The sequence below is a fragment of the Amycolatopsis sp. genome, from assembly GCF_025464955.1.
Classification (GTDB): domain Bacteria; phylum Actinomycetota; class Actinomycetes; order Mycobacteriales; family Pseudonocardiaceae; genus Amycolatopsis.
Map to the genome: position 1 here is coordinate 84,394 of NZ_JAODNM010000089.1, position 25,702 is coordinate 110,095.

The 25,702-nt window shown below is 67.3% G+C and carries 28 protein-coding genes; 17 read left to right on the plus strand and 11 right to left on the minus strand.

All coding sequences use genetic code 11. From position 1 onward, the window contains the following. Positions 1–88: 88 nt before the first annotated feature. Genes JWQ81_RS19670 through JWQ81_RS19690 form a run of 5 tightly spaced genes read left to right on the plus strand, consistent with a single transcriptional unit; the run spans position 89 to position 4,293 of the window. The gene (locus tag JWQ81_RS19670) at positions 89–844 is read left to right on the plus strand and encodes an enoyl-CoA hydratase family protein (protein WP_297543593.1); all 756 of its coding nucleotides are present in this window, start codon (positions 89–91) and stop codon (positions 842–844) included. Further along, the gene (locus JWQ81_RS19675) at positions 837–1,697 is read left to right on the plus strand and encodes a CoA transferase subunit A (protein WP_297543595.1); all 861 of its coding nucleotides are present in this window, start codon (positions 837–839) and stop codon (positions 1,695–1,697) included. The genes JWQ81_RS19670 and JWQ81_RS19675 overlap by 8 nt, the downstream gene beginning before the upstream one ends. After that, positions 1,694–2,410, plus strand: coding sequence for a CoA-transferase (locus JWQ81_RS19680; RefSeq protein WP_297543597.1), 717 nt, complete (start codon positions 1,694–1,696; stop codon positions 2,408–2,410). Before JWQ81_RS19675 ends, JWQ81_RS19680 begins: the two co-directional genes overlap by 4 nt. Then, on the plus strand, positions 2,407–3,453 hold the full coding sequence (locus JWQ81_RS19685) for a nitronate monooxygenase (protein WP_297543599.1): 1,047 nt from the start codon (positions 2,407–2,409) through the stop codon (positions 3,451–3,453). The genes JWQ81_RS19680 and JWQ81_RS19685 overlap by 4 nt, the downstream gene beginning before the upstream one ends. A gap of 30 nt (positions 3,454–3,483) precedes the next feature. Further along, entirely contained in the window at positions 3,484–4,293 is an 810-nt protein-coding gene (locus JWQ81_RS19690; RefSeq protein WP_297543601.1) for an alpha/beta hydrolase, read from the plus strand. Here JWQ81_RS19690 and JWQ81_RS19695 read toward each other — a convergent pair whose 3' ends face one another. Both JWQ81_RS19695 and JWQ81_RS19700 read right to left on the minus strand, forming a co-directional pair. Continuing rightward, entirely contained in the window at positions 4,294–5,601 is a 1,308-nt protein-coding gene (locus JWQ81_RS19695) for a GGDEF domain-containing protein (RefSeq protein WP_366942317.1), read from the minus strand. 139 nt (positions 5,602–5,740) lie between these two features. Next, the gene (locus JWQ81_RS19700) at positions 5,741–6,973 is read right to left on the minus strand and encodes an MFS transporter (protein ID WP_297543603.1); all 1,233 of its coding nucleotides are present in this window, start codon (positions 6,971–6,973) and stop codon (positions 5,741–5,743) included. A 415-nt stretch (positions 6,974–7,388) separates the two neighbouring features. Between JWQ81_RS19700 and JWQ81_RS19705 the strand changes: the two genes are divergently transcribed. After that, the gene (locus JWQ81_RS19705) at positions 7,389–7,604 is read left to right on the plus strand and encodes a hypothetical protein (RefSeq protein WP_297543605.1); all 216 of its coding nucleotides are present in this window, start codon (positions 7,389–7,391) and stop codon (positions 7,602–7,604) included. Positions 7,605–7,768: 164 nt separating this feature from the next. Here JWQ81_RS19705 and JWQ81_RS19710 read toward each other — a convergent pair whose 3' ends face one another. The 7 genes from JWQ81_RS19710 to JWQ81_RS19740 all read right to left on the minus strand — a co-directional run bounded on the left by JWQ81_RS19710 (position 7,769) and on the right by JWQ81_RS19740 (position 14,409). Beyond that, positions 7,769–8,974 (minus strand): amidohydrolase family protein, encoded by a 1,206-nt coding sequence (locus tag JWQ81_RS19710; protein WP_297543607.1) that lies wholly within the window; start codon positions 8,972–8,974, stop codon positions 7,769–7,771. Continuing rightward, positions 8,971–10,413 carry a sodium:solute symporter gene (locus tag JWQ81_RS19715; RefSeq protein ID WP_297543608.1) on the minus strand — a complete coding sequence of 481 codons (1,443 nt, stop codon included), beginning with the start codon at positions 10,411–10,413 and terminating at the stop codon, positions 8,971–8,973. The genes JWQ81_RS19710 and JWQ81_RS19715 overlap by 4 nt, the downstream gene beginning before the upstream one ends. Further along, a complete protein-coding gene (locus JWQ81_RS19720) occupies positions 10,410–10,607 on the minus strand; it encodes a hypothetical protein (RefSeq protein ID WP_297543610.1) in 198 nt (65 codons plus the stop codon). The genes JWQ81_RS19715 and JWQ81_RS19720 overlap by 4 nt, the downstream gene beginning before the upstream one ends. A gap of 128 nt (positions 10,608–10,735) precedes the next feature. After that, positions 10,736–11,890 (minus strand): acetyl-CoA C-acetyltransferase, encoded by a 1,155-nt coding sequence (locus JWQ81_RS19725; RefSeq protein WP_297543612.1) that lies wholly within the window; start codon positions 11,888–11,890, stop codon positions 10,736–10,738. A gap of 5 nt (positions 11,891–11,895) precedes the next feature. After that, a complete protein-coding gene (locus tag JWQ81_RS19730) occupies positions 11,896–12,504 on the minus strand; it encodes a TetR/AcrR family transcriptional regulator (RefSeq protein ID WP_297543639.1) in 609 nt (202 codons plus the stop codon). Between the two features lie 7 nt (positions 12,505–12,511). Further along, on the minus strand, positions 12,512–13,276 hold the full coding sequence (locus JWQ81_RS19735; RefSeq protein WP_297543613.1) for an SDR family oxidoreductase: 765 nt from the start codon (positions 13,274–13,276) through the stop codon (positions 12,512–12,514). Beyond that, positions 13,273–14,409: an acyl-CoA dehydrogenase family protein gene (locus tag JWQ81_RS19740; RefSeq protein WP_297543615.1), complete on the minus strand. Its 1,137-nt coding sequence runs from the start codon at positions 14,407–14,409 to the stop codon at positions 13,273–13,275. The genes JWQ81_RS19735 and JWQ81_RS19740 overlap by 4 nt, the downstream gene beginning before the upstream one ends. Positions 14,410–14,508: 99 nt before the next feature. Here JWQ81_RS19740 and JWQ81_RS19745 point away from each other — a divergent pair, with 99 nt between their 5' ends. The 10 genes from JWQ81_RS19745 to JWQ81_RS19790 all read left to right on the plus strand — a co-directional run bounded on the left by JWQ81_RS19745 (position 14,509) and on the right by JWQ81_RS19790 (position 23,693). Then, entirely contained in the window at positions 14,509–15,996 is a 1,488-nt protein-coding gene (locus JWQ81_RS19745; protein WP_297543617.1) for a FadD3 family acyl-CoA ligase, read from the plus strand. Then, on the plus strand, positions 15,993–16,826 hold the full coding sequence (locus JWQ81_RS19750) for an enoyl-CoA hydratase (RefSeq protein ID WP_297543619.1): 834 nt from the start codon (positions 15,993–15,995) through the stop codon (positions 16,824–16,826). Before JWQ81_RS19745 ends, JWQ81_RS19750 begins: the two co-directional genes overlap by 4 nt. Then, entirely contained in the window at positions 16,826–17,956 is a 1,131-nt protein-coding gene (locus tag JWQ81_RS19755) for an acyl-CoA dehydrogenase family protein (protein WP_297543620.1), read from the plus strand. Before JWQ81_RS19750 ends, JWQ81_RS19755 begins: the two co-directional genes overlap by 1 nt. Next, complete coding sequence (locus tag JWQ81_RS19760) at positions 17,953–18,894, plus strand: acyl-CoA dehydrogenase family protein (RefSeq protein ID WP_297543621.1); 942 nt, start codon at positions 17,953–17,955, stop codon at positions 18,892–18,894. Before JWQ81_RS19755 ends, JWQ81_RS19760 begins: the two co-directional genes overlap by 4 nt. Then, complete coding sequence (locus tag JWQ81_RS19765) at positions 18,891–19,928, plus strand: acyl-CoA dehydrogenase family protein (protein WP_297543622.1); 1,038 nt, start codon at positions 18,891–18,893, stop codon at positions 19,926–19,928. The genes JWQ81_RS19760 and JWQ81_RS19765 overlap by 4 nt, the downstream gene beginning before the upstream one ends. 194 nt (positions 19,929–20,122) lie before the next feature. Next, complete coding sequence (locus tag JWQ81_RS19770) at positions 20,123–21,067, plus strand: acyl-CoA desaturase (RefSeq protein ID WP_297543641.1); 945 nt, start codon at positions 20,123–20,125, stop codon at positions 21,065–21,067. Between the two features lie 10 nt (positions 21,068–21,077). Beyond that, positions 21,078–22,178, plus strand: coding sequence for an MBL fold metallo-hydrolase (locus JWQ81_RS19775; protein WP_297543623.1), 1,101 nt, complete (start codon positions 21,078–21,080; stop codon positions 22,176–22,178). A gap of 13 nt (positions 22,179–22,191) precedes the next feature. Beyond that, positions 22,192–22,446: a Smr/MutS family protein gene (locus JWQ81_RS19780; protein WP_297543624.1), complete on the plus strand. Its 255-nt coding sequence runs from the start codon at positions 22,192–22,194 to the stop codon at positions 22,444–22,446. Between the two features lie 73 nt (positions 22,447–22,519). Beyond that, complete coding sequence (locus tag JWQ81_RS19785) at positions 22,520–23,191, plus strand: hypothetical protein (RefSeq protein ID WP_297543625.1); 672 nt, start codon at positions 22,520–22,522, stop codon at positions 23,189–23,191. A gap of 178 nt (positions 23,192–23,369) precedes the next feature. Continuing rightward, positions 23,370–23,693, plus strand: coding sequence for a hypothetical protein (locus JWQ81_RS19790; RefSeq protein ID WP_297543626.1), 324 nt, complete (start codon positions 23,370–23,372; stop codon positions 23,691–23,693). Between the two features lie 21 nt (positions 23,694–23,714). Here the strand turns inward: JWQ81_RS19790 and JWQ81_RS19795 are convergent, their stop codons facing one another. Further along, entirely contained in the window at positions 23,715–24,545 is an 831-nt protein-coding gene (locus JWQ81_RS19795; protein ID WP_297543627.1) for a transposase family protein, read from the minus strand. Positions 24,546–24,765: 220 nt separating this feature from the next. Between JWQ81_RS19795 and JWQ81_RS19800 the strand changes: the two genes are divergently transcribed. Next, positions 24,766–25,161 (plus strand): hypothetical protein, encoded by a 396-nt coding sequence (locus JWQ81_RS19800; protein WP_297543628.1) that lies wholly within the window; start codon positions 24,766–24,768, stop codon positions 25,159–25,161. Between the two features lie 340 nt (positions 25,162–25,501). Here JWQ81_RS19800 and JWQ81_RS19805 read toward each other — a convergent pair. Continuing rightward, the coding region (locus JWQ81_RS19805; RefSeq protein ID WP_297543629.1) for an HNH endonuclease signature motif containing protein at positions 25,502–25,702 on the minus strand (201 nt) is incomplete at its 5' end.

The following is a 25,702-nucleotide window of genomic DNA, read 5'->3' on the forward strand; positions in this document are numbered from 1 at the left end:
GGGAACCTCCTCGCGGGTCTGTACCGGGCCACCGGCACCCTGCTAACGTACCAAGCAAGTGCTAGGTTTGTAACCCGAAGAGGCGCGAATGCCGGTAACCCTGGACTGTCCCGAACCGCACGTCGCCGTTGTCACCGTCGACGTCCCGCCGGTGAACGCGCTGACCGTGCACGACTGGTTCACGCTCGCGGACGCCGTAACGAGCACGGGCCGGAACCCGGCGATCCATGTCGTCGTCCTGCGCGCCGCGGGACGCGGGTTCAACGCGGGCGTCGACATCAAAGAGATCCAGCGCGATACCGGGCACGCCGCGCTCATCGGCGCGAACCAGGGTTGCGCCGCGGCTTTCTCGGCCGTCTATGACTGCGAAGTCCCGGTGATCGCCGCCGTCCAGGGATTCTGCCTCGGCGGCGGAGTCGGGCTGGTGGGCAACGCCGACGTCGTCATCGCCGCCGAGGACGCGACCTTCGGATTGCCCGAAGTGGACAGAGGCGCGCTGGGCGCCGCGACCCACCTCTCGCGGCTGGTCCCGCAGCATCTGATGCGCGCGCTGTACTACACCGCCGGCACGATCGACGCGGCGCAACTGCACCACCACGGTTCGGTGTACGCCGTAGTCCCGCGAGCCGAACTCGACGCGGCGGCGCTGAAGCTGGCGCGACAGATTGCGGCCAAGGACACCCGTGTCATCCGCGCGGCGAAACAGGCGATCAACGGCATCGACGTCCAACCGGTACACCGCAGCTATCGGTACGAACAGGGCTTCACCTTCGAACTCAACCTGGCCGGCGCCTCCGCCGCGGCACGCCAGGACTTCATAAACAGCAAGGGGACCCATGGCTGACAAACGCATGACCCCGGACGAGGTCGTCGCCGAACTCGCCGACGGAATGACCATCGGCATCGGCGGCTGGGGGTCGCGCCGCAAACCGATGGCACTGGTCAGGGCGATCCTGCGGTCGCGCCTCACGGACCTGACGGTGGTGTCGTACGGCGGCCCGGACGTCGGGCTGCTCGCGTCCGCGGGCCGGATCCGGCGGCTGGTGTTCGGGTTCGTCACGCTCGACACCATCCCGTTCGACCCGTGGTTCAACCGCGTCCGCGAGGCCGGGGAGATCGACGTCACGGAGTACGACGAAGGCATGCTCGGACTCGGGCTTTCCGCTGCCGCCCAGCGACTTCCCTTCCTGCCGACCCGTGCCGGGATGGGTTCGGACGTCGTGCGCTTCAGCTCCGAACTGAAGACCGTCCGCTCCCCCTACGACGACGGGGAGGAGCTTCTCGCCGTGCCCGCATTGAAGCTCGACGCCGCGCTCATCCACCTCAATCGGGCCGACTCCCGCGGAAACGCGCAGTACCTGGGCCCGGATCCGTACTTCGACGAGCTGTACGCGCTCGCGGCCCAACGCTGTTACGTGTCAGTGGAAAAAGTCGTCGACACCGCCGAACTCTGCACGTCCGGCCCAGTGCAAAGCCTGCTGCTGAGCCGCGCGAACGTCGACGGCGTCGTCGAAACCCCGCATGGCGCACATTTCACCACCGCGGCCCCGGACTACAGCCGAGACGAGCGCTTCCAACGCCACTACGTCGAAAGCGCCAAAGACCCCGACGCCTGGCCCGCGTTCGTCGACCGGTTCCTGTCCGGCGGCGAGGCACGGTACCAAGCCGAAGTCGCCAAGTTCGGGGCCGCGGCATGACCGCGGCTCGCGCCGAAGTCGTCGCCGCCGCCTGTGCGGACCTGTTCCGCGGCGACGGCGAGATCGTGGCGAGCCCGATGGGTTTCCTGCCTTCGCTCGGCGCGCAGTTGGCCAGACTGACTTTCGAACCGGACCTCCTGCTCTCCGACGGCGAGGCGTACCTGCTGACTCCGGACGAGCTGGTCGAAGGCTGGCAACCCTTCCGTAAGGTCCTGGAAACCGTGGTGCCGCAAGGGAAACGCCATGTGGTGATGGGTGCCAACCAGATCGACCGGCACGGCAACCAGAACATCTCCGCGATCGGCAGGCACGACCGTCCCCGTAAGCAGCTGCTCGGTGTCCGCGGCGGGCCCGGGAACACGGTCAACCACCGCACCAGCTATTGGGTTCCGCGCCATGCGACCCGGGTGTTCGTCAACGAGGTCGACGTCGTGTGCGGGGTCGGTTTCGCACGCGCGGCGGGCCAACGGTTCCACGACGTCCATCGCGTGGTGACCAACCTCGGCGTGCTCGACTTCGGCGGCACCGACCACGCGCCGCGGCTCCTGTCGACCCACCCGGGCGTGTCCGTGGACGAAGTCACCGACGCGACGTCGTTCACGCTCGACACGTCGATCACGATCGAAACCCGGCAGCCGACGCAAGAGGAACTTCGCCTGCTGCGCGAAGTCCTGGATCCGAAGTCCTTGCGCGACAAAGAGGTCCCGGGGTGAAGACGGCAATCACCGCACTCGTCGGAATCGAGCACCCGATCGTCCAGACCGGCATGGGCTGGGTCGCCGGGCCGCGCCTGGTCTCGGCCACCGCGGAAGCCGGCGGGCTCGGGATCCTCGCGTCGGCGACGATGACCCTCGACGAGCTCGAGGCCGCGATCAAGGAGACCCGCGGCCGCACGACACGTCCGTTCGGGGTGAACCTGCGCGCCGACGCTTCCGACGCCGCCCAGCGCGTCGACCTGCTGATCAGGGAAAACGTGCGGGTCGCGTCGTTCGCGCTCGCTCCGAGCCGAGAACTGATCGCCCGGTTGAAAGACCATGGCATCGTTGTCATCCCGTCGGTCGGCGCGGCCCGGCACGCCGAGAAAGTGGCCGCTTGGGGCGCCGACGCCGTCATCGTGCAGGGCGGTGAGGGCGGCGGCCACACTGGCGGCGTCGCGACGACGCTCCTGCTGCCGTCCGTACTCGACGCCGTCGACATCCCGGTGGTCGCCGCGGGCGGCTTCTTCGACGGACGAGGGCTCGCCGCCGCCCTCGCCTACGGTGCCGCGGGCATCGCGATGGGCACCCGATTCCTCCTGACCAGGGAAAGCACGGTGCCGGACGCCGTCAAACGCCTCTACCTCGAGCATGGACTGAACGGCACCGTTGTCACCCGAAAGGTGGACGGGCTGCCGCACCGGGTCCTCCGCACCAGCCTGGTCGACGCGCTCGAAGGCGCCGGCCCGGTGAGCGGTTTTGCCCGCGCGGCACACAACGCCGTGCGCTTTCGGCGGCTGACCGGACTTTCGTGGCGATCACTGGCCCGCGACGGGCTGTCGCTCCAACGCTCCGGCGATCGAACCTGGTCACAGGTGCTGATGGCCGCCAACACCCCCATGTTGCTGCGGGCCGGGTTGGTCGACGGCGACACCGACGCGGGCGTACTGGCGTCCGGGCAGGTCGTGGGGCTGCTCGAAGACCTGCCCGCGGTCGGCGAGCTCATCGAGGCCGTCACCGCGGACGCGGCCCGGATCCTCCACCGGCTGGGCAACCTCTGAGCGCACAAAACGTTGTGCTTGACTGGATTCATGATCTCGGAAGGTCTCGTCACGGAAGGCCGCTGCCCGGTCGACGGCGGCGAGCTGTACGTCAGCAGTACCGGGGACGGGCCGCCGCTGCTGATGATCTCGGGCGGGATCGGCGCGGCCGACGACTACCGCGCGCTCGTCAAGCAGTTCAGCGACGAGTACACCGTGGTGACCTACGACCGGCGAGGCCACTTCCGCAGCACGGACCACACCGAGGGACCCATCTCGGTCCGGCGGCACGCTGAAGACGCCTTCGCCGTCATCGAGTACATCGACGCCGGCGAGGCGACCGTTTTCGGCACCAGCGCGGGTGCGCAGATCGGTCTGGAACTCGCCGTCCGGCACCCCGAGGCGCTGGTCGAACTGGTCGCCCACGAGCCGCCGGCGGTCCGGTTGATGCCGGACGCCGACCGCTGGCTCGCCGAGGCCGCCGAGCAGGTGTCGTTGGCCCGATCGGGTGACCTGCTGGGTGCGTTCACCCTGTTCGCCAGCCAGATCGCCGGCGCCGGCCTGCCCGGTCTGCGCACGGTCCGGCTGTCGAACAAGCAGGAGTGGGCCTTCCTGTTCGACCGCGAGGTGACGTCGTTCCTCGGCTACCTGCCGGACCTGGCCGCCCTGCGGAAGTCGCGCGTGGACATCACGCCCATCGCCGGGGTGGGCAGCCGCGGGCGGTACCACTACCAGCCGGCGAAGATCCTCGCGCTGGAGCTGGGCCTGCCGTTCGTCGAGGTGCCCGGCAACCACCTCGCCCCGCAACGCAACCCCGCGCAGTTCGCGGAAGCGCTGCGCGGACTGTTCCTCGAGCCGTGATCAGCTCCCGCTGACCACCTTGTTGCGACCGGTGCTTTTCGCCCGATAGAGGGCAGCGTCGGCTGACGCGAGAAGCCGTTCAACGGCCGTACCGGCGTCCGGGTAGATCGCCACCCCGATCGACGCCGACAGCCCGGTGACCCGCACGGGCGCCTCGCCGAGGTCTACCCGGACCGTCAACCCCGAGATGGCCGCCCTGATCCGTTCGGCGACGACAACGACGGCCGCTTCGGAGACCTCCGGGAGCAGTACGACGAACTCCTCCCCGCCGAACCGCCCGACGGAGTCGTAGGCGCGGACTGCCGTGCCGATCGCCGTCGCGACCTCCTTCAGCACTACGTCCCCGGCGAGATGGCCGTAGGTGTCGTTGATGCGCTTGAAATGATCGAGGTCGATCATGAGCACGCCGAGTGTGGCGCCGCTGGTGCGGCCCACCCTGGCGAGCTCGCGCGTGGCCAGCCGATGCCAGCCCGTGGTGTTGAGCAGCCCGGTCTTTTCGTCCGTCGCGGCCGCGATCTCGAGCTGCTTGAGCAGCACGTGGCGGTGCAGCAGCATCAGCGGCGGAAGAACGAGAAGCACCAGGACCGGCTGGTACACCAACGCGAGCGCGGTCAACCCGCCCAGACAGAGTGTGACGAGCTCGAGGACGTTGTCTTCCCAGGTGCCGAACAGGTCCGAGACCGACCGCTCGCGGGTGTAGAGGTAGATACCGGTCGAGACGACGAGGGCGTTGACGACCTCGAAGACCACCGCCGCGGTGAGGACGATCGCCGTGCCGCGGCCGCCCATGCCCGGTGTGTCGGCCGGCCCGCCCAGGCCGACGGCGCGAACGACGTACGACGCCGCCAGGCACGAAAGGACGGCCCAAGCGGTGCTGGCCACGATCCGGTGAACGGGGCGGCTGCGCACATGACGCCACACGCGGAACCACAGGTGCAGGTAGAGGGCTGCCGAGAGCAGCGCCACCCAGCCGGGATCAAGGAGGACGGCGCCGGCCAGATACCAGACCGAGGTGACGTTGATATGGGTCTGACCGCCCATCCAGCGCCGCATCCGTTCGATCCGGCTGGACATCTCGGCCTGTGCGACCCCCAGGACCAGCAGCACCGAGAACCACCCGACGTCCGACCGGCCTGACTCTGTGACCAGACCGAACACGGCCAGGACGACAGCACCGACTTCGCTCGCGAGCGCGTACACCAGCCACCGCGGCCGAACGGTCGTCCACACGTCCCACCGAGCCGGCCGCGACGCCCAGGCGAGCGTTTTGCGGGCGGTCAGCTGTGCGGTACGCCGGAAACGACTCATACTCGTGGTGTCCTGCCCAAAAGTCCGATAACCCCAGGCTAGATGTTGTGCCGGACGGTGTCAGTCGGCCAACCGGTCTGTTCCCATCCCCTAAGGAGGCCTGAGATGCGTACCCGTGAAGGCTGAATCAAGCACAGAATCAAGCGAGCCAGACGTCGGGACGGGCGGCGGTCGCGCGTTTCCACGCCACCGCCGCCGGAACCGCCACCACCAGCCCGACGAGCCCGACAATGCCCACGGTCTGGGCCGTACCGATCCGGTCGGCGAGCACTCCGGCGAACAGCGGGCTCAGGCCCTGGATGGTCGCGACGCCCGACTGCGAAAGGCCCAATGCCTGCGCGCGGCTGTGGTCGGGAACGCCGCGGGTGAACGACGCTGTGGACTGCATCATCACCGCCGTCCCCAGCGCACCTGCCACGGCGAACACGGCGATCGACGCGACCAAACCCGGCTTCAGGAAGCACACCAGCAGCGGCAGGCAGCTCACCACGGTCAAAGCGCCGAGGATCCGGGGCCGGCGAGCTTCGGACACGAACCGGCTGAACAGCATCGCGCCGACCACGCTGCCCAGCGGGTCGGCGGCCAGAATCAGTCCGATCGCGACCGCGCCGCCGCCGATTTCCGCGGTGTACGGCGCGGCGAGGCCCTCGTAGACGATCAGGAACGCCGACAGCCACCCGACGAGCACCAGCGTCCGCAAACCCGGACTCCGCCAGATCAGCTTCGCTCCGGCAACCGCGGACGACCCGAACGACGGCTTGCGTTCCGCCGGGGAGGCCGTCGCCGGCCTGCTGCGCACCCCTGAACGGACGAACACCGCCGACAGCAGGAACGTCGCGGCGTCCAAGCCCAGCGCGACATGCGGATCGATCGCGCTGACCAGCACGCCACCACCGGCGAACCCGATCATCTGCGCGGACTGCATCGTGATGCTGCGGATGCCCATGCCCACGACGTAGAGGTCGCCCGGCAGCACCGCGGGCAGCAGGGCCAGCTGCGCGGCCTTGAACGGTGCCTGGAAAAACGACACCCCGGCCACCAGGACGCACAGCACTCCGAACGGCACTCCCGGCACGGCGACCAACCCGATCAACACCGCCCGCAGCACGTCGGCGAGCACCATGATTTCCCGCCGGGGGAACCGATCCGCGAGGCCGGACAGGAACACGCCACCGAGGAACGCGGGAGCGAGCGTCAGCGCGTACGTCAAGCCCGTCAGCGCCGCCGACTGCGTCCGCTGATACACGAGCACGGCCAACGCGACACGCGCCAACTGGTCGCCAGCCTGGGAAAACGCCTCCGCCGCCCACAGCGCCCGAAACTCCCGCACCGCGAACGCGGACCGGAAGGTCGTCCGTTTCGAATCACCCACGACGCCCCTTCAGCCGCTCGGATCCAGCCAACAGTAGCCACTCCGTCGCAGCCTGTCGCCGTTTTCGGGGAACCCGAAGTCTAGCAGCGCTAGGATTTCTAGCGTTCCCTTAATGCGCCGGCGAGGGTCGTCCAGAGGTACTTCCCCCATGGAGCACGAGTCGTCCGGGAAATTACCGGGCGGTGAGTTGTCGAAGATATTTCGGCGCAGTGGCGAACCATTCTCTTTTCCACCACCCCGAACGGAAGCACCAAAGACGACATTCCGAACGGTCACGTAACCACGTGTCACTTCGGCCGAAAAAGCGTTGCCACTGCGGATAAACACGACGTTGACGACCCGCATCCCTGGCGTTAGCTTCGCACTGGATCTTCGATCAGCAGCCCACCCCAACGTTTTACTCGAAGGGATCATCATGGGAATCAAGGAACAAATCGCCGCGGGAGACCTGGAGAACCTCACCTTTCAGGGTGACGTCACCGACGGACACCTTGTGCCCGGAGGACTGCTGGGTGACCAGGCGGCCGTCGACGACATCGAGGTCGGCATCTACGTCCTGGAAAAGGACGGCACCCTGATCTCCTGCAACAAGACCGCGATCGCCGCCTGGGGTCGGACCCCCGAACTCTGAACGAGCGAGAAGTACTGCGGCGCCTTCAGGTTGCGCTATCCCTCGGGCGACGTCATGCAGGTCCCGGGCCTCCTGGCGGCCGCGGGCACGAACTAGAGACCCCTCGGGGCCACCACCCCCGTGGCGTTCAACGCCGCAAGGGTGGCCCCGAGGGAACGCCGCCGCTACCCCACCGCCAGCACGCCGTCCTTCCAGACCTGGCGGATGTTGCCGCCGAGAGCCGGCAGGTCGTAGGCGTCGCCTTCGACGACGACGAGGTCCGCGCGCAGGCCGGGCGCGATCCGGCCGAGTTCGCTGTCGAGGCCGAGAAGCTGCGCGGCCGACGCGGTCGTGGCTTCGAGGACGGCGGCCGGGCTCATCCCGCAGCCTTCCATCAACGCGAGTTCCTCGAGGTTCGTCCCGTGCGGGCCGACCCCGCTGTCCGTGCCCATCGCGATCCGCACCCCGGCTTCGATCGCGCGCCGGATGGCCTCGCGGTGGATGTCGACGACCTCCCTGGCCTTGCGGACGATCGCATCCGGCAGGTCCGCGCCCGCGTCGACCGCGCGGATCACGTTCACCGGCGCGACCAGCGTCGGCACCAGCCAGGTGCCGCGCTCCAGCATCATCTCGATCGCCTCGTCATCGAGGTAGATGCCGTGCTCGATCGACCGGATGCCGGCGCGCACGGCGTTCTTGATGCCTTCGACGCCCTGCGCGTGCGCCATCACGTACTTGCCCTGCATGGCCGCCTCGGCGACGAGGACGTCGAGCTCGGCCGGGGTGAACTGCGAGTGCCTCGGGTCGTCGCGCGGGGACAGCACACCCCCGGTGGTGCACACCTTGAGCACATCGGCCCCGGCTCGCAGTAGGGTCCGCGCGACCCGCCGCATCTCGTCGGGACCGTCGGCCAGCCCGCTCGGACGGCCCGGATGCTCGACCGAGAGCGGGACACAGTGCCCGGACGGGTTCCAGCCGTCACCGTGTCCGCCGGTCTGGCTGATCAGGCCGACCGAGATCTGCAGCCTCGGCCCGGGGATCAACCCGTCGTCGACGGCCTGCTTGATACCGAGGTCCGCGCCGGCGGCGTCGCGCACGGTCGTGATGCCCAGGTCCAGCGTGCGTTTGAGGTTCCGCGCGGCTTCGTAGAACTGGTACGAAAACGGCGTCTGGACCCGGCTGACCAGGCTCAGCTGGGACACCGTGACGTGCACGTGGCAGTCGAACAGCCCGGGCAGCAGGGTCTTGCCGGTGCAGTCGACAGCCTCGTCACCGTCGAGGCCGGGGCCGACGTCCACAATGCGGCCGTCGGCGATGGCGACGTCGGCGGGGGCGAGGTCGCTCCCAGTGCCGTCGAACACCAGTCCACCGGTGAAAACCGTGCGTGTCATACGAATTCTCCCGTCTTGTCCGACGCTACAGGTGCCCGTCCGACGCTCCTTTCCACGAGAGTAGCCACGGCCAGGACGACCAGGTTCAGCCCGAGTCCGACCAGGCCGACGTTCACCGTCCCGACCAGGGTCTTGTCGACGAAGGTCAGCCAGATGACGACGATCTCGCCCACGATCAGCCCCAGCAGCACCGGCACCTTGCCCACCGGCACCCGGTTCAGGAAGCCCAGCGCGTTCGCCGGGGCGAGCTGCACGGAACCGCTGTAGGTGAGCAGCAACAGGTTCGCCAGCAGGTCGGGCCGGTAGATCCCGAGCATCAACGCCAGCGTGCACGCGACGACGACAGTGCCGTGGTTGACCCAGAACTGCTTGCGACCCGCGTCGACCCGCACGATGTTGCGCGCGACCAGCGAGGAGATGCCGATCAGGATCCCGGCGGCCGGCACCATCGCGGTGGCGACAGCGGCGACCACGACCAGCCCGGCGGCCCACGGCGGCAATGCGTCCTTGCTCAGGGTGAGCAGGACGCCGTTCGAGTCCGTGCCCTTTTTTATCACCAGGATCGCCGCGAAACCGACGATCATCGGCATCAGCAGGCACAGTTCGTACAGCGGCATCCAGGTGTAGTTCCGGCGCAGGACTTTGGGATCGCGCGCGGACATCAGCGCGGGCCAGCTGTGCGGGAGCGTCATGAACCCGATCCCGAGCGCGCTGACGACCATGCTGGTGATGAACCAGGTGTGGTCGTTGACGCCGGCGTGGACGATCAGCTTCTCGGGGTGCAGCTGGTTGATCTTCTCGAAGACCGACGACACCCCGCCTGCCACGTGCGTCGGGATGGCGACGATCAGCACCACCAGGACGACGAGCATGATCGCGTCCTTGAAGTACGACGTCGTCGCGACCCCGCGCAGGCCGGCCCAGAGCACGAACGCCACCACCAGCGCGGAGCCGATCACCATGCTCAGCGTGCCGGACGCGGCGTTGCCGGTGATCAGCCGGACGATCAGCCCGAGCCCGGTGATCTGGAGCTGCAGGTACGGCAGGACGAACAGCACGCCGAGGACCGCTGCCAGTGTGCCGAGCGCCTTGCTCGAATAGCGGTCCTCGATGAAGTCGCCCTGGGTGAGATAGCCGCGGTCCCGGCCCATCGTCCAAATGCGTTTGGCCAGGAAAAACAAGATGATGTAACCGATCGGGACATACGGCAGCGCGTACATCGCCGCCACGCCGCCGCTGAACGCGAGCCCTGCCATGCCGAGGAAGGTGAAGGTGGTGAACACCTCGCCGGCCTGCAGGAACCACATGGTCACCGCGCCGAACCGGCGGCCGCCGAGGGTCCATTCCGCGAGGTCCGCGGCCGGTTTGCGGCGGCCGACGAAACCGAGCACGCCGATCAGCAGGATCCCGCCGAAGGTGAAGACGCCGATCGTGGTCATTGGTCCTCACCCCGGCGCGCCATCATGCGCTCGCTGATGAGCAGGGCCGGGGTGACCATGATGCACCAGAACGCGCCCCACACGAGCATCCTCGGCAGGCCCAGCCACAGGCCGTCGGAGTTCACGAACGGCAGGAACGGCATGACGATCAGCGCGAGAGCGGGAAGTACCGGTATCCAGTGGTAGGCACGCACGAAGCCTCCTCGGCAGTCGATCTTCGAGGCCACAGCATCCCTCACCACGGCCCGGAGCGCCGCACACCAAAGTCGCGCTTTGGTAAAATCTGGTGAGTGTCGCGGCCGGTTCTAACGCGCCGGAACACTCACGAGAGACGTTCGATGACGGTGACGTTGGCGGTGCCGCCGCCCTGGCAGGTGGTCAGCAGGCCGTACCGGCCGCCGCGGCGCTCCAGTTCGTGCAGCAAGGTCGTCAGGAGCTTGGTGCCGGTCGCGCCGATCGGATGGCCCAGCGCGATCGCGCCGCCATTGACGTTGACGCGCTCGGGGTCGGCGCCGGTCTCCTCCAGCCACGCCAGCACCACGCACGCGAACGCCTCGTTGACCTCGAACAGGTCGATGTCGCCGATGGACAGTCCGGTCGCGCGCAGGGCGTGGGCTGTGGCCGGGATCGGCCCGGTCAGCATCCACACCGGATCAGCCGCGCGCACGGACAGGTGGTGCACACGAGCACGCGGCACCAGCCCGTGCGCGGCGACAAAGGCTTCGGACGCCAGCAACACCGCGCTGGCGCCGTCGGAAATCTGACTTGCCACGGCGGCGGTCAGTCTCGATCCCTCGCTCAACGGCTTCAACCGGGCCATCTGCCCGAGGCTCGTCTCCCGTCGCGGCCCCTCGTCGTGACGGAAATCCCCGAACGGCACGGTTTCGGCGTCGAAGCGACCTTCGTCCATCGCGACAATAGCGCGGATATGGCTGCGTAGCGCGAACTCTTCCATTGTCTCGCGCGAGATGTCCCAGTGATCGGCAATCATGTCCGCACTGCGGAACTGTGAGACCTCACCATTGCCGTACCGCTCCTGCCATCCTTTCGAACCGCTGAACGGGCCGTCGAAGCCGTACTCCCGCCCGGCGAGCATCGCGGCGCCGATCGGGATGGCACTCATGTTCTGCACGCCGCCGGCGAGCACGAGGTCCATCGTCCCGGAGAGCACCGCCTGCGCGGCGAAATGGACAGCCTGCTGGCTCGACCCGCACTGCCTGTCGACGGTCACCCCCGGCACGTGGTGCGGGAACCCCGCCGCCAGCCACGCCGTCCGCGCAATGTTGCCCGACTGCGGCCCCAACGTGTCCGTGCAGCCGAAGACGACGTCGTCCACCAGCGCCGGGTCGACGCCGGCCCGCTCGAGGACCGCCTTGATCACGTGCGCGCCGAGGTCCGCGGGGTGGACGGCGCTCAGCGCCCCACCGCGCCGGCCGACCGGCGTCCGGACCGCGTCGATGATGTACGCCTCCGCCATGTGTCCTACCTTCTCTTCGCGGGCCGCCTCTTCGTCGCGATACCGTCCAGCAAGATGCCGAGGTACTGCTCCGCGACGGCCTCGGCCGACAATGCGCCGTCGGGGTTGTACCAGCGCACCGCCACCCACACGGTGTCGCGGATGAACCGGTACACCAGCTCGATGTCGAGATCCGCGCGGAAGACGCCGGCTGTGACGCCGTCGGTCAGAATCCCGTTCCACAGTGCGCGGAACTCGGCGTTGCGGTCGTTGAGGTAGGCGAACCGCGGCAGCTGCATGAGGTGCTTGGCCTCGCTCTGGTAGATCGCGACCTCGGCCGGACGCCGGTGGATCGACTCGAACGACGCCGCGACCACGGCTTCCAGCGTCTCCCGTGGACTCTGGCCGGCCGCGAGGATCTCGGCGTAGGTACCGAAAAGCTCGTCCAGGAACCCGGTGAGGATCTCTTCGGCCATCGACTCCTTCGAGTCGAAATGGTGGTACAGGCTGCCGGACAGGATGCCCGCGGCGTCGGCGATGTCCCGCACGGTCGTCGAGACATAGCCGCGCTCGGCGAACAGACTCGCCGCCAGCGCCAGCAGTTCCGCTCGCCGGGAGCCGGTGGACGTCTTCATCGCTACCTCACGCATGCTGGGAACTCACGGACACGACTTCGCCGGTCAGGTACGACGCGTACTCGCTGGCGAGGAACACCATCACATTCGCCACTTCCCACGGTTCGGCCGCCCTCCCCGACACCTCGCGCGCGGTCAGCTCGGCGAGCAGCTCGTCGCTGGTGACCTTCGCCAGGAACGGGTGCATCGCGAGGCTGGGGGCGACGGCGTTGACCCTGATCCCGTGCTCGGCGACGTCGACGGCCGCGCACCGCGTCAACGCCATCACGCCCGCCTTCGCCGCCGCATAGTGCGCCTGCCCAGCCTGCGCCCGCCAGCCGAGCACCGACGCGTTGTTCACGATCGCCCCACCGCCGCCCTGAGCGATGAACTGCCGGATCGCGGCGCGGGTCGCGCGGAAAGTGCCATTCAACGTGACGTCGATGACCCGCGTCCACTCGTCGTCGGTCATGTCCACAACGGACTTCGTGCCGCCGAGACCGGCGTTGTTGATCAGGACGTCGATCCGGCCGAACCGGGCTACGGTCCCAGCGATCAGTGCCTGAACGTGGTCCTCCCGGGTGACATCACAAGCGATGGCGGGCAGACCCAGCTCATCGGCCTTCTCAGCGAGCCGCCGCTCGTGCCAGTCGCTGAGGACGACCTGCGCACCCTCTTCCTGACACCGTTTCGCCGCCGCCGACCCGATACCCGTACCCGCGGCAGCCGTCACGACGACCACTTTGTCCCGTAGCAGGTCGTGCCCGCGCGGGTAGTCCGGGACAACGATCACGGCCTCGCCTCCTTTGGCAGCCCGAGCACACGTTCGGCGATGATGTTGAGCTGGATTTCCGTCGAGCCGCCGTAGATCGTGTCCGCGCGGCTGAACAGGAACAACCGCTGCCACTCGTCCGGCCCGTCCTCCTCGACCATCGACGCGGCGCCGCGGATGCGCATGGCCAGCTCTCCCAGTGAGCGATGCCACCTCGACCAGACCACTTTGGACACCTCGGCGACACCGGGTTCCCGCGACCCCAACGTCCGCAGCGCGTGCGCGCGCATGACGTCGAGTCCCACCCACGCCCGCGCGAGCCCTTCGGCGATCACGGGGTCACGCGCGGAACCGTCCGACTCGGCGAGTTCGGTCAACGCCTGCAGTTCCCGCCGGAAGCCGACCTGCTGGCCGAGTGTGGCGACTCCGCGCTCGAACGCCAACGTGCCCATCGCGACGCGCCAGCCGTCACCGGGCTCGCCGACGACCATCGCGCGGCCGGTCCTCGCGCCGTCGAAGAACACCTCGTTGAACTCGGAAGTGCCGGTCAGCTGGCGAATCGGGCGGACGTCGACCCCGGGCTGCCGCATCGGCACCAGCAGAAACGACAGCCCGCGATGCCGTGTCGACCCCGATTCGGTGCGAGCCAAGACGAAACACCAGTCCGCGACATGCGCCAGCGACGTCCACAGCTTCTGGCCGGTGACCACCCACTCGTCGCCGTCGAGCACGGCCTTGGTCGACACCGCCGCGAGGTCGGATCCGGCACCGGGCTCGGAATAGCCCTGGCACCACAGCTCCTCCACCGCGGCGATCGGCGGCAGGAACCGCCGTTGCTGCTCCGGTGTGCCGAACGCGATCAACGTCGGCCCGAGCAGCTCCTGGCCGATGTGGCCCACCTTCGCCGGAGCGCCCGAACGCGCGTACTCCTCATGAAAGATCACCTGCCGTTCCAGCGACTCGCCGCCGTACTCCGGTGGCCAGCCGAGGCAGGAGAACCCGGCGGCAGCGAGGTGCCGCTCCCAGGCGACGCGCTCAGCGAACGCCTCGTGCTCGCGGCCGGGACCGCCGAGGCCACGCAGCGTAGTGAACTCGCCGATGAGGTTCTCCTCGAGCCATCGGCGAACCCGCTGCCTGAACTCGGTGTCGACCACGGCGGCTCCTCTGGTCAAACGTCTGGTCAAACGGGGACGTCGTGCGTAGGCTACCCTACCAAGCACTTGCTAGGTTCGTGCGATCCCACGGGAGGGATCTTGGCGAGTTCACCGCAGACGGTTCCGGCCGCGCTGGCTCGCGCGGCCGAACGGTTCGGCGAGCGCGAAGCGGTGGTGGACGGCAAAACCCGGTTCACCTACGCCGAACTCCATTCCCGGACACTGGACTTCGCGCGATTCCTCAGCTCCGAAGGACTCCAACCCGGAGACCGGGTGGCGCTGTGCTCGCCCAACACGTGGCACTGGGTCGTCGCCGCACTCGGCGCCCTGAGCGCCGGGGCGACGCTCGTGCCGGTCAGTACGCGGTTCACCGATCCGGAGATCCGGGACATTCTCGACCGGTGCCAGGCCAAGGCGTTCCTCGTCGCGGACGAATTCCTCGGCGTCGACAGACTCGCTGAAGCGAGTAGGCCATCACCTCCGATCACTGTGCGCATTCCTCTCGCAAGCCGTTCGGCCGCGTGGGATATCCGTGGGCGCACCGCGACAATCCCTGAGGTACACGCGGACGACGTCTGCGACATCCTGTTCACCTCGGGCACGACCGGTCGCAGCAAGGGCGCGATGAGCTGTCACCGCCAGTCGCTCGGAGTCGCCGAAGCCTGGGCGGACTGCGCCGAGCTCACCGAGACCGACCGCTATCTGGTCCTCAACCCGTTCTTCCACAGTTTCGGCTACAAAGCGGGCATCTTGGCGGCGCTCCTGCGCGGGTCCACTTTGGTCCCGCAAGCCGTGTTCGACGCCGAAGAAACCCTGCGGCTGATCGAATCCGAGCGCATCACCGTGCTGCCGGGTGCACCGGCCGTCTACCGCATGCTGCTCGACCATCCGGCCCGCGCGGCATGCGACCTGTCCAGCCTGCGGCTCGCGGTCACCGGCGCCGCGACCGTGCCGGTAAGCCTGGTCGACAGCCTGTATACGCAACTCGGCTTCGACACCGTGCTGACGGCGTACGGCCTGACCGAAGCCGTGGTCGCGACGATGTGCCGCGCGGACGACGACGTCGAGACGGTCGCCCGCACCTGTGGACGAGCAGCTTCCGGGTTCGAAGTCGCTATTGGCGAGCGCGAGGAAGTCCTCCTGCGCGGGCCGAACGTCATGCTCGGCTACCTCGACGATCCCAGTGCGACAGCCGAGGCGATCGACGAGCACGGCTGGCTGCACACCGGTGACGTCGGCGTACTCGACGAGCACGGCTACCTCACGATCACCGACCGATTGAAGGACATGTACATCTGCGGCGGGTTCAACGTCTACCCGGCGGAGGTCGAGCAGACACTCGCCACTCTCGACGGGGTCGCCGAGTCTGCGGTGATCGGTGTTCCGGACGAGCGCCTCGGTGAGGTCGGCAAGGCATACGTCGTCCTGCGAGCAGGTTCACGACTGTCCGTTGAGGACATCCTCGCGCACTGCAAGCAGAACCTGGCGAACTACAAACTGCCCAGATCAGTCGAGTTACGTGACGCGTTGCCGAGGAACCCTTCGGGCAAGGTGGTCAAACGAATCCTGCGGGAGGAGTTCCGATGAACGAAGTCCGCTACGAGCGGCGCGGGCCGGTCGCCATGGTCACGATGAACCGTCCCCAGTACCGCAACGCGCAGAATTCGGCGATGACCTATGCCTTGGACGCCGCATTCACCCGAGCGGTCGACGACGACGAGGTCAACGTGATTGCGCTGGCCGGCGCGGGCGAGCATTTCTCCGCCGGACACGACATCGGGTCTCCGGAGCGAGACGTGGACGTCTCCTTCGATCGCAAGTCCCTGCTGTGGTGGGATCATGTGGGTGCCGAAGGCGGCGACGCGCGGTTCGCCCGCGAGGCCGAGGTCTATCTCGGCATGTGCCGCCGGTGGCGGGAGATCCCGAAACCGACCATCGCCGCCGTGCAGGGCGCGTGCATCGCGGGTGGGCTGATGCTGGCCTGGGTGTGCGATCTGATCGTCGCCGCCGACGACGCGTTTTTCGCCGACCCCGTGGTGCGGATGGGCATTCCCGGGGTCGAGTACTTCGCTCATCCGTGGGTCCTCGGTCCGCGGGTGGCCAAAGAAATCCTCTTCACCGGTGAAAGGTTCACCGCGCACCAGGCAAAGGAATGGGGAATGCTCAACCGGGTCGTCCCCCGCGCGGACCTGGAATCGGAAACGCTGGCACTGGCCGGGAAGATCGCCGCCATGCCACGGTTCGGCCTGGCGCTGGCCAAGAAAGCGGTCAACCAGGCCGAGGATCTGATGGGCCTGCGGTCCGGAATGGACTCGGTGTTCGGCCTGCACCACCTCGCGCACGCGCACAACGCCGAGGTGTCCGGTGGCGATTCCCTCGGCGGCCAGAACGCGCGCTCGATGCGGGACACCCGCTGATGGACCTCGACTTCGATGAGCGTACAGCGCTTTTTCGCGCGGAGGCACGAACGTGGTTGGCGGACAACGTTCCGGACGAGCCGCTGGCGTCGTTCGACACCGAATCCGGATTCGCCCAGCACCGCGGCTGGGAAGCGAAACTTGCCGACGACCGATGGTCGGTGGTTTCGTGGCCGGAGGAATTCGGCGGCCGGGACGTGAGCCTGCTGGACTGGTTGGTGTTCGAGGAGGAGTACTACGCGGCAGGTGCGCCGGGACGGGTCGGCCAGAACGGTATCTTCATGCTGGCGCCGACCCTGTTCGCCCATGGCAGCGAGGCCCAACGACGTCGCATCCTGCCAAAAATGGCGCGAGGCGAGGAAATCTGGGCTCAGGCCTGGTCGGAACCTGACGCGGGCAGCGATATCGCCTCGGTTCGAAGCCGAGCCACGCCCACGGGCAATGGCTGGTTGCTGTCCGGGCAGAAGACATGGAGCTCGCGGGCCGCGTTCGCGGACAAGGCTTTCGGTCTGTTCCGGAGCGACCCGGACAGCGCACGGCATCACGGTCTGACGTACTTCCTGTTCGACCTGCACGCACCCGGCGTAAGCGTCCGGCCGATTGCCCAACTTGATGGCGAACCCGGTTTCGCGGAGATCTTCCTCGACGACGTGTTCGTTCCGGCCGACGACGTCGTCGGCGAAGTCCACCAAGGCTGGCGGGTCGCGATGACCACGGCCGGCAACGAACGCGGCCTGTCGTTGCGGAGCCCAGGCCGGTTTCTCGCCGCCGCCGACAGGCTTGTCACGTTGTGGGCCAAAACTCGCGACCCGGCGTTTTCCGACGCCGTCGCCGACGCGTGGATCGACGCCCGCGCCTACCAGCTCTACACCTACGGCACGGTGACCGACCTGGCGCAGGGCCGTCAGCTCGGTCCGGAGTCCAGTGTCAACAAGCTCTTCTGGTCACATCTCGACGTCGCCTTGCACGAAACGGCGTTGGACCTCCTCGGAGCGACGGCCGAAATCGATCCGAAGTGGACGGACGGCTGGCTGTTCTCGCTCGCCGGTCCGATTTACGGCGGCACCGACCAGATCCAGCGCGACATCGTCGCCGAACGACTGCTGGGCCTGCCCAGGGGTGACCGATGAAGTTCGCGCTTTCCGCTGAGCAGAAAGATTTCGCCGCCAGTATCACCGCACTGCTGTCCGATGCGGACACGGCGACCGCGAATCGGCTTTGGGCCGAGGGCAAACCGGAAGCCGGGTTGGAGATTTGGCGAAGCCTCGCCGGGCTGGGCGTCACGGCACTCGGCGTGCCCGAGAAGTTCGCCGGCCTGGACGCCGAAACAACCGATCTGGTGGTCGTCTTCGAGCAGTTGGGGTACCACGCCGTCCCTGGTCCATGGGTCGACACCGTGGCGGTCCTGCCGTCGCTGATCCAGGACGACGACCTCGTCGCGGTCGCCGAGGGCGAGACGCTGGCATCGATCGTCGCGGCTCCCCACGTCCCCTACGCGCTCGATGCCGACGTCGCCGACATTCGGATTTCCCTCGAGACCGACGGCCTTCACACCTTCACACCGATCCGCCGACTGGACTCCGTGGACGCGGCCCGACGGCTCTTCGAAACGACCCTGGGCGAGCGACGGCCAGGTGAACCGGACGTGGCGCGGGCGTTGAACCTGGGTGCGCTGACGACGGCGGCTGTGCAACTCGGAGCCGGTCGCTGGCTACTGAATACATCGGTGTCCTATGCAAAACAGCGACGCCAGTACGGAAAAGAGATAGGGCACTACCAGGCGGTCAAACATCTGCTCGCGGATGTCGTGACAAGCCTGGACTTCGCCACGCCGCTCCTGTATGCGGCAGCGATCACGTTGGACAGTCGTGACGTGTCCGCCGCAAAGGTCGCCGCGAACCGCGCGTCGACGCTGGCCGCACGCACCGGCCTGCAGGTCCACGGCGCCCTCGGTTACACCGCGGAATACCCACTGGGCCTGCGGCTGACCAGGATTCGCGCACTGGCCGGGGCTTGGGGGACGCCGTCGTTCCACCGGGCACGGGTGCTGCGCGCGGTGGCACCGTGACGTTCACCGAGGAGCAAGAGGCACTGCGTGCCGCGGTACGCGCGCTGCTCAGCCGCGAATCCGCGCCGTGGGCGCCCCTGTGCGAGCAAATCGGCGTCGCCGGCCTCGGCGTACCGGAAAGGTTCGGCGGCCTCGGCACGGGCTTGAGGGAGGCTCAGATCGTCGCCGAGGAACTCGGCCGGGTGCTGAGTCCGGTGCCGTTTCTGGGTTCGGCGATCGTCACCACTCAAGCGATCCTCGCCTCCGGCGAGGACGAGGCTTGCGCGCGACTACTGCCACTCCTGGTGAAAGGCACAATCGGCGCGCTGGCCTGGTGCGGACAGGAAGGCGGCTGGCCCACTGAGGACGTCCCCCTTCGAGCCACGTCGGATGACCGGGTGACCGGGCACGCGCACTACGTTCTCGACGGCGACCGAGCCGAAATCCTGCTTGTCATCGCGAAAAGCCCAGGCCGACTGGGCCTGTATGAGGTGGACGTCACATCGACCGGGGTCCGCCGCACTTCCAAAGTTGGTCTGGACCAGACTCGGCGGCTGGCGACCGTCGAATTCGACGGTGCTCAGGCCCGGCAGTTGGGTGAGAGTGACTTTTCCGTAGCATTGCGGAGAGTACGCAATGGCGCCTGCGCGGTCCTCGCCGCCGAGCAGGCCGGAGCCGCCGCGCGAGCCCTCGAGATCACCGTCGAACACACCAAGCAGCGGCACCAGTTCGGCCGGCCGATCGGCGGCTTCCAAGCACTGAAACACCGCATGGCCAACCTCCACATCCTGGTGGAGACCGCGCGCTCGGCCGCGTATGCCGCGCCGGACTCGGAAAGGGCCGCCACGGTGGCGAAAGTCCACTGTTCCGAAGCCCTCGAACAGGTCGCGGCCGAGATGATCCAGCTGCACGGCGGGGTCGGGATCACCTGGGATCACCCGGCGCACCGATACCTCAAAAGGGCACACGGAAGCTCACAGCTTTTCGGACGGCCACACGAGCATCTGGCCCGCTTGAGGGAGCTGCCAGTAGCCCTCGACACCACGTCCGAGTGAGGCTCGAGAGCGTGACGGTGTGTCACCGGGGGCAGGCCCCACCCTGAGAACTGGGGTGCCCCTGATTGTGCACGATCGGGAGACTGTCCACACTCTCACGTGTGACCACAGACAATATCGTCCAACCGGCGCCTCCAGCGGCGACCGGCAGCGACTTCGCCCGGCTGTGCCGTGAGATCACCAGCGCCGGCCTGATGGCCCGGCGGCCGGGCTATTATGTGGCGAGGATCGGCATCATCGCCGTTCTCTTCGCCGCTGCCTGGGCCGCGTTTTTCCTGATCGGCGATTCCTGGTGGCAACTGCCCATCGCGGCGTTCCTTGCCGTGATGTTCGCCCAGATCGCGCTCGTCTCCCATGACCTGGCGCACCGCCAGGTGTTCCGCACCCGTCGCCCGAGCCAGTTGGCCGGCTGGATCGCCGGAAACCTCGGCATCGGGATGTCCTACGGCTGGTGGATGGACAAGCACACCCGCCACCACGCCAACCCCAACCACGAGGACCTCGACCCCGACCTCAACCCCGACGTGCTCGTCTGGACCGACGGCCAGGCCAAGGCGTCCAGGGGAATCCCCCGTTTCATCGGCCGGTGGCAGGGCTACCTGTTCTTCCCGCTGCTCACCCTCGAAGGTTTCAACCTGCACGTGTCCGGCTTCCGCGCGCTGTTCAGCCCGTCGTTGAAGAACCGCTGGATCGAAGGCGCCACGCTGGTCGTCCACGTCGCCGCCTACCTCACCGCGGTCTTCCTGGTGCTGTCCCCCGGGAAGGCGATCGTCTTCATCCTGGTCCACCAGTGCCTCTGGGGCATCTACATGGGCTCGATTTTCGCGCCGAACCACAAGGGCATGCCGACGCTGGCCGGCGACGACCGGCCCGACTTCCTCCGCCGTCAGGTCCTGACCTCGCGCAACGTCAACGGCAACTGGCTGATCGACAACGCCATGGGCGGTCTGAACTACCAGATCGAACACCACCTGTTCCCGAGCATGCCGTCGGCGTACCTGCGCCGCGCGCAACCACTCGTCGAGGCGTACTGTGCCGAACTCGGCGTGTCCTACCTGACCACGGGCCTCATCGAGTCGTGGAGGCAGGCGCTGCAACACCTGAACCACGTCGGGGCGCCGATCCGGGAAAACGCGTAGTTTCGAAACCATGTCGAAGAGAAAACTCGCGGTGGCGCTCGGGCTGGCCGCAGCCGGTACGGCCTGGGCGCTCCGCGATGTTCCCGCGGAGCTCGGCGAACGAGCCACCGGGGCGCGTGCGGAACGCATGCGCAACTCGCCCCAGTACGCCGACGGGGTCTTCCGCAACGCCGCGCCACCGGTGTTGGCGGAAGGCGTCAACTACCGCAGGCTCGCCCGGGAGATGCTCTTCGGGGAGAACCGGAAACTGCGGCGGCCGTCGGGACCGATCCCGCTGGTCACGCCGACCGATAACGACTCGGCCGGGCTGCACATCACCTGGTACGGGCATGCTTCGGCGCTGATCGAACTCGACGGCGCCCAGGTGCTGTGCGATCCGGTGTGGAGCGAACGGGTGTCGCCCGCCCAGTTCGCCGGACCGCGGCGGCTGCACGAACCGCCGGTCTCACTCGGCTCGCTGCCGCAGGTCGACGCGATCGTGATCTCCCACGACCACTACGACCACCTCGACCGGGCCACCGTGCTCGACCTCGTCCGCACCCAGACCGCGCCGTTCCTCGTGCCGCTGGGCATCGGCGCGCACCTCGAACGCTGGCACGTGCCGGCCGCGCGCATCATCGAGCTCGACTGGGGCGAGCACGCCGACGTCGCAGGGCTGCGGCTGACGGCGTCGCCCGCCCAGCACTTCTCCGGCCGCACGCTGACCCGCAACGACACGCTGTGGACCTCGTGGGTCGTCGCAGGCCCCACCCGGCGCGTGTTCTACAGCGGCGACTCGGGCTATTTCGACGGTTATGCCGCTATCGGCGCCGAGCACGGCCCGTTCGACGCGGCACTGATCCAGATCGGCGCGTACGACCCGGCCTGGCCGGACATCCACATGACCCCCGAAGAAGGCGTTGCGACCGCCGTCGACCTCCGGGCGAAGCTGCTGGTCCCGGTGCACTGGGCGACGTTCAACCTGGCCCTGCACCCCTGGACCGAACCGGCCGACCGGGTCTGGCGCGAAGCGAAGGCGCAGGATGTCTCCCTCGCCATCCCCCGCCCCGGCGAACGCGTCGACGTCGACGACCCACCCGCGGTCGACGGCTGGTGGCAGACACTCGGCTGATCGGGGACCGGCGATGAAGCTCAAACTCGACCTGCACGACATCTACAACCGCAGCGGCGACATCGACAAGGCTCTGCGCGGAATCATCGACGAAGCCGTCGCGAAAAAGGCACCGCTGGTCGAGATCATCCCCGGCAAGGGCTCCGGCCAGCTGAAGAAACGCGTCCTGCGGTTCCTCGCGCAGAAGGAGATCAAAGCCCTCTACCACCGCGTCGAAAAGGACTCCGACAACTTCGGCCGAGTCTTCGTCCACTTCCGCTGGAAGTAGCTGCGCGGCGGCCCACGCCCCGGCTATTCTTTCGCGCGCAAGGGAATCTACCCACGGCGTGGAAAGGAACCGCATGTCCTCGTGGCGGCGTTTCGCTTCGGTTGTCCTGTTGGTGCTCGCTTCCGGCACGCTCGCGTTGCCCGCGGCGGCGGCCCCGGCGCCCCACCACGTCGTGTCGATGGCTCAGGCCCGCGCCCTGCCGCTCGGCACCGTCGTCACCGTCGATGGCACAGCGACGACACCATCGGGCGCCTTCGAGTCCAGCCGAGACGACGGTTTCGGCCTCCAAGACTTCACCGGCGGGATCTACGTGAGTCTGCCGACCAACCCGCATATCGCTCCGCGCACCCTCGTGCGGGTCACCGGCACACTGACCGACAGCGTCGGCCTGCTTGCTGTGGTACCCAGCGACCTGTCCAAGGTCGTCACCCACGGCACGTGGCTGCCTGCGCTGCCGACACCGAGGCTGACCGGGTCGGTCAACGAGTCGTCGGAGGGCAAACTGGTGTGGGTGGTCGCCACCATCACCCAAGCGCCAGCGTCGGATCTGCCGTATGGCTACAAGTTCTTCGTCAACGACGGTTCGGGCGAGGTCACCATCTACGTCAACACCCAGACCGACATCACCCTGTCCGGTCTCGCGGCCGGGCAGCTGGTGCGGGTGGTGGGCTTCAGCAGCCAGTACGACACCCATTACGAAATCGATCCCCGATTCCCGGCCGACATCCTGGTGCTGCGCCGATAATGCCCTTGGAGCTGTTGCGTGACGCGGTACGGCGTACTGGTGAGCTGACGCGCGATCGGCCGGCCACTGGCCGCACCCACGGCGACGCCGACGAAAGCGCCGGCACCATCGGCACGGACAGTGAAGTGTTGCTGGTTGGCTTCGTGTCACCGGACGCTATTACATGGATAGGGCAGATATGATGGTCGACAGTGTTGAACAGCGCTTGGCTCAAGCGTCGGGAGATTTCCTGGTCGCTCTGCGTATGAACGACGGGTTTCAAAGTAATTTGTATGATGCCTTGACTTCTGTTCTCTCTGAATGTGCGGTTCAATGGCAGTCTGAAGACTGTATTCCGAGACTGGCTGTCAACGTGATGGTTGATCTCGTGATCGCAACTCAGGGGGCGGCAGAACTCTATCCAGAACCAGTTCGGCAGCAGGTTTACGATGCGAGCTTCCATTTTAATGACCTTATCGGCGAAGCTGTTGGGATCGACCCGGTCGGCAATGAGGAGTCCTGATTGAGGTGATCTCATCAACTTTCAGTTCAGGCGGCCGTGTTCGAAATGGGTGAGTACGAGTGCGGCTTTGACGATGGTGCCGATCCTGCGGGGGCTGGTGGTGATGTGGCGGAGTGCTCGCCAGCGGCCGATGAGGAGCGCGAAGGCGCGTTCACCGAGGCAGCGCAATCCTCGGAGCAGGGCGTTGTAGGTGCGGTTGTCTACATCCAACACTTGGCTACCGGCGGGTTGTTTGATCGGTGTGTGCACACCGATCCCGGTGCCGGTGTAGCCGCCGTCAGCCAGCGTGGGCAGGTCCAGATGGGAATAGGCCCAGTACAAGGCGCCGAGTACATGTTCTCGGGCCGCGGTGATGTCGTGAGTTGAGCCCGGCTCGACCTCGGAGCACCAGAGTGGGAACCCGTCGGGTTCCATCAGCGCCTGGACGTTTCCGCCCTGTTCGCGGTGTTTGCCGGAGTACCAGGCGTCGATCTGCTCGCCCTTGACGCTGGTGGCCTGCTCGCCGAGCCGATCGCAGGTGAACAGTTTGCCGTCCAGGATCAGGTGTGTCAGCCCGTCGTCTTTGGCGCGCTGCAACGCTTCGTGCAGGTCCGGGGCTTGGTTGGCGAGCACCTCGATGACCTCGTCCAGATAGCGGTAACCGGTCGCCCGCGAGATACCGCAGTCCCGTGCCAGTGCGGGCACGTCCCGGCCTTCCCGAAACCAGCGCAATCCGAACACCGCGTGCTGAAAGCAGGTCAACGCGCGGCTGCGGCGTCGGGTACCTCGCGCGCGACGCTCGGCGTTGAGGAGCTGGCTGAGGTACTGGGCGAGTGCGCGTGGCACGTCGAGCATGGCACGATAGGCGATCACGTGGAGTCCTTCGGGCGAAGATCACTTTGGCGAGCGTTCTTCTACCAGGGACTCCACGTCCGTCTTTACACCGGATCCCCTGCCGCCACCCGGATCCAGCGTCACCCGGCCCAAGCTGACCCGATCTTGGTGAGATCACCTCAGTGCGCGGGGATTCGATCCATTTCCGATCCTGAGGGCGTTGCACTCGGCCGGCGCCCGCGTTGTCGTGATAGGACAGGTGGCCGGAATCCTGCACGGATCCGCCGAGCTGACCGGAGACCTGGACCTGCTCTGGGATGGCGATCAAGCCCAAGCCGAGGCTCTGGCTGCCGCATTCGTTGCCGTGGGCAGCAGACTGATCGACGATGACGGCGTTCCCGTCCCGACGAGCCCGGATGCGTTCCTACTACCCAAAGTCCAGTTCGAGTCTGATCGGGTGAGCGGCGATTGCTGCACTCCGGCGCTGCCGTGGGGCAAACTGGCCGTCCGGGACTTCCTGAACCGTGCGCACACTACCGCCGACCCGGATGGGTTCGAGGTCCACTACCTGTGTCGAGCTGACTTGATTCGCATGCGCCGCGCGGTCGGACGTCCCAAGGATCTGCGTCGGGCGGATGAACTCGAACGACTGTAGCAAGTTCTGGACCACCGATTGGCAGGACAAGCCCGAGGGTTCAGGCGTGCCATAGTGCCCGAGCTTCCATCTACTGAAGCAAGGACCGGGGCGGAGCGGGCGCGTGGTACGGATCCGAGCGCCACTCCCGTCACGCAGTGGTGACACCGGTGCCGATGTGACCACTCAAGCTCGCCGCGCCCTGTCCCATTCGTATCGGGGGACGGAGTCAGTAGTGCTGCGGCGCGTTCGCAACTCGACGGCGAGTTGCTGGTGTGCCGGGAATGCAGTCAGGGCTCGTCAGTGTCGCGGCCGGATGATCCGGTCGCGACACTCACGAGCCCTGGTACGGGATATTCTGTTACACGTGCATGGTGTTACGCCTCGGTCTTCGAAGCGGATCAAGATGGGCAGGCGGGATGAAGTCCGGTCTCCCGTCACCACCCATCCGCACTTCCCAACCACCGCAATGGACAAGACGGTGGTGGCGTTCACAGAGGAGGGTCAGGTTGTCCAGGTCGGTTGGCCCGCCGAGGATCCAGAAAATAATGTGGTGACCCTC